The sequence below is a fragment of the Pseudomonas sp. HMSC063H08 genome (genome assembly GCF_001813645.1).
Classification (GTDB): Bacteria; Pseudomonadota; Gammaproteobacteria; order Pseudomonadales; family Pseudomonadaceae; genus Pseudomonas; species Pseudomonas aeruginosa.
Window position 1 is genome coordinate 23499 of sequence record NZ_KV813369.1, and the last position, 1911, is coordinate 25409.

Annotated in this window: 2 protein-coding genes and 1 pseudogene; all 3 read left to right on the forward strand. The window is 67.2% G+C overall.

Translation table 11 applies throughout. The features are described from left to right. The coding region (gene traG, locus HMPREF2924_RS05765) for an IncP-type conjugal transfer protein TraG (RefSeq protein WP_168172953.1) at window positions 1–1209 on the forward strand (1209 nt) is incomplete at its 5' end. Beyond that, window positions 1206–1670 (forward strand): hypothetical protein, encoded by a 465-nt coding sequence (locus tag HMPREF2924_RS05770; RefSeq protein ID WP_023124815.1) that lies wholly within the window; start codon window positions 1206–1208, stop codon window positions 1668–1670. The genes traG and HMPREF2924_RS05770, both read left to right, overlap by 4 nt. Continuing rightward, window positions 1667–1911 (forward strand): annotated as a pseudogene (locus HMPREF2924_RS05775) (P-type conjugative transfer ATPase TrbB); the annotation flags it as partial. The gene HMPREF2924_RS05770 and the pseudogene HMPREF2924_RS05775, both read left to right, overlap by 4 nt.

The following is a 1911-nucleotide window of genomic DNA, read 5'->3' on the forward strand; positions in this document are numbered from 1 at the left end:
GACAAGACGCTGCGCGGCGTCGCCAACTTCCTGTCCGATCCCGCGTGCCCGTTTGAGTTGACGCTGCACCGGATGATGACCACGCGGCACCTGGGCGACGTGCCGCATCCCGTCGTCGCATCGGCTGCGCGCGAGGTGCTCAACAAGTCGGACAACGAGCGATCGGGCGTGCTGTCCACCGCCATGTCGTTCCTCGGCCTGTACCGCGATCCGACGGTGGCCGAAGTCACGTCGCGTTGCGATTGGCGCATCGCCGACCTGATCGCGTCCGAACATCCAGTCTCGCTGTACCTCGTCGTGCCGCCTTCGGACATCAGCCGCACCAAGCCGCTGGTGCGCTTGATCCTCAACCAGATCGGCCGGCGCCTAACCGAATCGCTCGACGGCAGCGATGGCATCGCGCGTCGGCACAAATTGCTGCTGATGCTCGACGAGTTCCCTGCGCTGGGCCGCCTCGACTTCTTCGAGACGGCCTTGGCGTTCATGGCCGGCTACGGCATCCGCAGCTTCCTCATCGCGCAGTCGCTCAACCAGATCGACAAAGCCTACGGCCAGAACCATTCGATTCTGGACAACTGCCATGTGCGCGTGACGTTCGCCACCAACGACGAACGCACCGCCAAACGCATCTCCGAAACGCTCGGTACGGCCACCGAGCTGCGTGCGCAGCGCAATTACGCCGGCCACCGGCTCGCACCGTGGCTGGGGCACCTGATGGTGTCGCGCCAGGAAACCGCGCGCCCACTGTTGACGCCCGGTGAAGTGATGCAGCTCCCGCCCGACGATGCCGTGGTGATGGTGTCCAGCGTCGCACCGATCAAGGCGAAGAAGTTGCGCTATTACGCCGACGCCAATTTCAAGCGCCGCGTGCTTCCGCCGCCCGCGCTCGCGGCCGGACGCTACGCCGATGCGCCGCCGGTTCGGCCCGACGACTGGAGCGGGCTGGCTATTCCTGCTGTGCCGGTCGCGCCTGCCGCCGGCCTGGCGGACGACGACACCGGCGCCGCTGCCGACGACGGCGGGCCGCGCCGGCAGCCAGAGCTATCCGAAATCGCCGAATACAGCCCCGAACAGCAGCCGGCCGACAACGACCTGGCGTTGCTCGATGACGACGACCTGCCGTTGCCGCTTCCCCGTCAGCTCGACCCGGCCATGCAGCGCACGGCCCGGCTGGCGTCCCTCGACCAACAAGACGGGATCGAGCTATGAGCCAGTACCGCCTCAACCTGTTCATTCCGCACGAGCATGCAAAACGCCTCGACGAGCTGGCCACCAAGAAAGGCGTCTCGAAGTCCAGCATCGTCGCGGCGGCGCTCGCATCGTGGCTGTCACCCGATGCAGGCGACCAGCGCGAGGCAGCCATCGCCAAGCGGCTCGATCGGTTGTCGCGCCAGTTCGAGCGGCTGGAGCGCGACCAGAACATCGAGATCGAGACGCTGGCGCTGTTCGTTCGCTACTACCTCACAGTCAGCACGCCGGTTCCCGAGGCGCATCAGGAAGCCGCACGCGCGCAGGGCAAGGCACGTTTCGAGCAGTTCGTCGAACAGCTCGGCCGCCACCTGATGCGCGGGCGCAGCCTTGTACGCGACGTGGTGGAAGAACTGAACCCCGATGCCGCCCGGCTCGATGACGCGGCGGCGCTGGCGGCGGCCGAGGAGTGTGGGTCATGAGCGCCGTGCCGCAATCCTTCGCCACTACATCGCTCGACCGGCGCATCCGCATGTTGCGCACGGCGATGGGGCCGCTGATCGCCGCCGCGCTGGAAGACCCGGACGTGGTGGAAATCATGCTGAACCCCGACCGCACGCTATGGGTCGATCGCCTGTCGTCGGGTCGTGCCCCGATGGGCGCCGAGCTGTCCGAGGCAGACGGCGAACGCATCATCCGCCTGGTCGCGGCCCACGTCGGCGC

What these genes read in the sequence shown, in the direction of transcription:
- HMPREF2924_RS05770 (WP_023124815.1), top strand. Translation starts at nt 1,206, where the DNA reads ATGAGCCAGTACCGCCTCAACCTGTTCATTCCGCACGAGCATGCAAAA.